3 protein-coding genes are annotated in these 4,628 nt (G+C 70.8%); 1 reads left to right on the forward strand and 2 read right to left on the reverse strand.

Features of this window, described 5'->3' with window-relative positions; genetic code table 11:
- Window positions 1-63: 63 nt before the first annotated feature.
- Both MXD60_RS07940 and MXD60_RS07945 read right to left on the reverse strand, forming a co-directional pair.
- Window positions 64-1,272: an ABC transporter substrate-binding protein gene (locus MXD60_RS07940; protein ID WP_248818340.1), complete on the reverse strand. Its 1,209-nt coding sequence runs from the start codon at window positions 1,270-1,272 to the stop codon at window positions 64-66.
- A 764-nt stretch (window positions 1,273-2,036) separates the two neighbouring features.
- Window positions 2,037-3,509, reverse strand: coding sequence for an aldehyde dehydrogenase (locus MXD60_RS07945; RefSeq protein WP_248818341.1), 1,473 nt, complete (start codon window positions 3,507-3,509; stop codon window positions 2,037-2,039).
- A gap of 191 nt (window positions 3,510-3,700) precedes the next feature.
- On the opposite strand from MXD60_RS07945, the gene MXD60_RS07950 reads away from it, so the two are divergent.
- The gene (locus MXD60_RS07950; protein WP_248818342.1) at window positions 3,701-4,531 is read left to right on the forward strand and encodes an acyl-CoA thioesterase; all 831 of its coding nucleotides are present in this window, start codon (window positions 3,701-3,703) and stop codon (window positions 4,529-4,531) included.
- The last annotated feature ends 97 nt before the right edge of the window (window positions 4,532-4,628 follow it).

Here is a 4,628-nt window from a genome sequence, read left to right on the forward strand (position 1 = left end):
ACACACAAAGGCCGGCGGCCGGTTCGATCGAACCGGCCGCCGGCCTTTGTGTGTGTCCTGCGATCAGCTCTCGATCGGGCTGGCGCCGGTCACCAGGTAGCTCGCGGGCTTACCCTTCTCGTTCAGGTTCGCGAAGAGGCCCCCGCGGACACAGACCGCGGGCATGTTCGGGTAGGCCTTTCCGTTGCACCGGAACTTCTGGCCACCGCTGCCGGGCATCTCCTTCTCCGGCGCGGACTTGATCGTCTTGATCACCGTGGCCGGCGTGATGTCACCGGTGATTCCGCCGACCGCCGCCTGGAAGGTGTTCAGGAGCACGAACGTGTTCATGCCGGTCGGGTTCTCGGTGTCGATGTCGTTGCCATAGGCGCGCGTGACGGCCCCGAAGAACTGTGTCGACGGGTTGTCGTTGTCGACGGGCGAGTACGCCGACACCGCGATCCGCTTGAGCACGTCACCGGGAACCGCCTTGCGGGTCGCGTCCGAGAGGCAGGCCGCGATCGCGGTCATGGGTCCGGTGAAGTTGACGGCCCGCAGGCCGTTGAAAGCGCTGATGCAGAACGTGTCGTTGCCGACGACCTCGACGACGCCGGCCTTCGCGCCGGCCAGGCTGCGCAGCTGCGGCGTCATGTCGGCCGTGCCCGGCGGGACCGCCACCAGCTTGAGCTTGACGTCGGCCTTCTTGAAGGCGGCCAGGAGGTCAGGTGACTGGAATCCGCTGACCGCCGCCGGCACGTCGATCACGACGGCGGTCACCGTCTTGAGGCCGGCCTTCTGCGCCACCCGGATAGAGCCGATCAGCGCGCCCAGCGGGTCGCTGAGGGCGAAGGTCGACTGCGTGTCCGTGACCGCCGCGGGGCTGGTTGTGCCGAGGTACATCGTCGGGATCTTGGCCGTGTGCAGCGGGGCCCAGACCGAGTCGCCCACCGCCGACGAGCCGATGAGGACGGCGACGACCTTGTCCTTGATCAACTGGTTCGCGCAGTCGACGGCCTTGCTCGGGTCGTTGTTCGTCAGGCACTCGTCCAGCTGGATCGGCCGGCCGCCGATGCCGGCCTTGTGCTCGTTGAGGTACTTGGCGGTGGCGTCGGCGACGGTGCTCTCGATGGATGTGTCGGCGATGGCGCTCTTGCCGTCAGTGATCAGACCGACCTTCACCGGGGCGCCCTTTGCGGCCGAGACCGGCCCCAGCAGTGTCGCGTCCTTCGCGGTGCTGGACGCCTGGGGCGTGTCCCCGCCGCTGCTGCTGCTCGAACAGCCGGTCGCGACCACCAGGAGTAATCCCGCGGATACGGCTGCGAGGGTCGAGGTGAACCGCGGGAGAGATCCGGCGGATCCCCGCCGTCGCCGTGGTGGTCGCCGACCGAGGGCGTCGAGTTGGTTACCGCTTAGCTGCATGCGCTTTGTGTCCCTACATCTGATGGTGGGCGTCCGCGTCCGCCGAGGGCGGGGCCGCGGCGACTGCTGGCGGCGCGGGGAGAGGCCGTGCGCCTGACGGATCCTGAAACGCCCGGTGAGGAGTGAATGGTGACACGCGTCTCATGACTAGGCAACTTCCACCAGAAGTGAAGCCAGTCTTCTTCCAAAATCGAAAGGTCGTTCTACGTGGCCGTGTCGGAGGGGACGCGTGTGCTCGATCGACAGCCCGTCGACCTCGTGCCGGCCGCTGCCCATGCCCCTCCGCCCCCTCGCCCCGGCGTCGCTTCGCCGGGGACCTGACCCGTTGTCGGGCGGCTCGCGAGCGGCGACCCGGCAACCCTCCCACTGTTATAGTCGAAGTTGACGTCGAGTGTGAGATTGAAGGGTCCGCTACGCGGGGCTCCCACCGGCACAGCTGTGGTGCGCGGGCGACCAGGGTGCGCGGGCATGGCTCTGTGGCCCTGGCCTTCGGGGAAGGATCTCCATGGCAACGCGCGACATCGGTGCGTCCGCGAGGGCGACGCGGTCGGCTACGGAATCATGGAGAGCATCATTCAGTGGCGAAGGGCCCGAGCTGGGCCTCACCGCCGCCGCCGACCACCGCCTGGCCCCGCGGGTCAGCCCCGGTTCTGGGCGAGGCCGGGCAGGTCGGTGCCCGCCGGCACCGTGATGGTCTTCGGCTCCAGGTAGGCGGCCAGGCCCTCGGGCCCCATCTCGCGGCCGAGCCCGGAGCTCTTCACCCCGCCGAACGGCGCCGCCGGGTCGAGGGACAGGCCGTTGACCGAATAGGTGCCGGTGCGCACGCCCCGGGCGATCTCGACGCCGCGGGCGATGTCGTTCGTCCACACGGAGCCGTGCAGGCCGAACGCGCTGTCGTTGGCGATGTCGACGGCCTCGTCGGTGTCGCCGTACGGGATGAAGGCGACGACCGGCCCGAAGATCTCCTCCTGGGCGATCCTCATGTCCCTGGTGACGTCGCGGAACACGGTCGGGGCGACGAACCAGCCGCGGTCGACCCCGGCGGGCCTGCCCCCACCGGTCACCACCACGGCGCCCTCGCCTCGGCCGATCTCGATGTAGTCGAGGACCCGGTCGCGCTGGCGGCGCGAGATCAGCGGGCCGATGAACGTCGCCGGGTCGAACGGATCGCCCACCCGCAGGCCGCTGGCCGCCGCGGCGAAACGGTCGACGGCCTCGTCGTAGCGGTCGCGGGGGACGAGGACGCGGGACTGGGCGGTGCAGAACTGCCCGCTGAGCGACATCGTCACGCCGAGCAGCCGTGGCATCGCCGTGGCGAGGTCGACGTCGTCGAGCACGATGGCGGCCGACTTGCCGCCGAGTTCGAGGGTGACCCGCTTGAGCTGGGCCGCGGCCAAGCCGGCGACCCGCTTGCCGACGGCGGTGCTGCCGGTGAACGCCACCTTGTCGATGCCCGGATGGGTGACGAGATACTCGCTGGTCGCGGGGCCGGCGGTGAGCACGTTCAGGACGCCGGGCGGTAGTCCGGCCTCGTCGGCGGCCTCGGCGAGCAGGTTGCCGTTGAGCGGTGTCTCCGCGGCGGTCTTGAGCACCATGGTGCAGCCGGCCGCCAGCGCCGGCGCGAGCTTCATCATGGTCAGGAACAGCGGGACGTTCCACGGGACGATCGCCGCGACCGTGCCGACCGGCTCGCCGCGGACCAGCGCCGGTGAGTAGCGCCCGGCCCGCGGCGTCTCCGTCCGCATCGTCGCCGCGAGCTCGGCGTAGTAGCGCAGCACGTCGAGCGCGTTGTCCACCTGCGCCACCCGGGCGAGCAGGACGGGGGTGCCGACCTCCGTGATGATCAGGCGGGTCACCTCGTCGGCGCGGGCCGAGAGCTGCTCCAGCAGCGCTTCCATGACCTTCGCGCGCTCGGCGGGCGCCATCGTCGGCCAGGGCCCCCGGTCGAAGGCGCGCCGCGCGGCGGCGACGGCGGCGTCGACGTCCCCGGGGCTGGCATCCGGCACCCGCGCCACCGGTTCCTCGGTGCTCGGCGAGTGCACGGTGATCGACTGGTCCGAGGTGGCCGGAAGCCACCGGCCGCCGATGTAGACGTCCTTGATGACGTGCATGGAAACGTCCTCCTTCACGCGGTCGCCGTCGACGGGTCGCCGGCTGCCTGATCCGTTCCTCGTGGGGGGTGGCCGGACCGGAGGGGGACCCCGGCCGACAGAATCTAGTATTGACATCGGAATCAATAATTTCCTAGTCTGATCCCCGGATCGCCTGGACGTCCTCGACGGCGACGACTCTGGAGGGGTGCATGGCGTTCTCGGTGGCGGCGGTACTGGAGACCCTGGCCCTGGAACCGGTCGGACCGGACCGTTTTCGCGCGCGCAGTCTGCCGATCGAGCACGGGGTGGTGTTCGGGGGTCAGCTCCTGGCCCAGGCCCTGGTGGCGGCGCGCGTCGGGCACGAGGACAAGGCGGTGAAGACGCTGCACACCGTCTTCGCCCGCACCGCCCGGCCCGACGTCGCGCTCGACATCATCGTGACCCGCGTGCACGAGGGCCGCGCGCTGGCGAGCAGCACGGTGACCATCCAGCAGGGCGAGCGCGTCTGCGCCGAATCCGTGGTGCTTCTGTCCGTAGACGAGCCCGACTTCATCCGGCACGCCGACACACCGCTGGCGGCCCTCGTCCCGCCGACGGGGAAGGGCCCGGACGGCGGCGGCTGGCAGGTGGAGATCGAGGGTGGGGTGGACATCAGCGACCCGACCGCGGTCGGACCCCCTGACCTCAACGTCTGGAGCCGGTGGACCGGTGCGCCCGACGATCCCGCGATCAGCCAGGCGCTGGTGGCGTTCACCACCGACGGCTTCCTCATCGGTACGGCGATGCGCCCGCACGAGGGTGTCGGGCAGGCGCAGGCGCACGTGACGGTCTCGACCGGCGTTCTGAGCCACACCCTCACCTTTCACGAACCGTGCCACGCGGGGGAGTGGCTGCTGCTCGCGCACCACAGCTCGTATGCGGGCCGCGGCCGCGGCTACGGCCGGGCGGACGTCTTCCGCGCGGGCGGCGACCTCGTGGCCTCCTTCGTGCAGGACAGCATGATCCGCCCGGCGACCCGTGGCGTCTCGCTGCGCCTCTAGCGCCGCCGCGGGATCCGGTCCGGGTGCTGTACGGATGTCGGCGGGGGGGCCCGCCGGGGCGCGGGCGGTCGGCGCACGCCGCGCGGGCCCCCCCGCA

The sequence above is a fragment of the Frankia sp. AgB32 genome (assembly GCF_023243045.1).
In the GTDB taxonomy this organism is placed as follows: Bacteria; Actinomycetota; Actinomycetes; order Frankiales; family Frankiaceae; genus Frankia.

Excerpts from the sequence above, each read along its gene's own strand:
- MXD60_RS07945 (WP_248818341.1), bottom strand. The coding sequence starts at position 3,509 with ATGCACGTCATCAAGGACGTCTACATCGGCGGCCGGTGGCTTCCGGCC.
- MXD60_RS07950 (WP_248818342.1), top strand. The coding sequence starts at position 3,701 with ATGGCGTTCTCGGTGGCGGCGGTACTGGAGACCCTGGCCCTGGAACCG.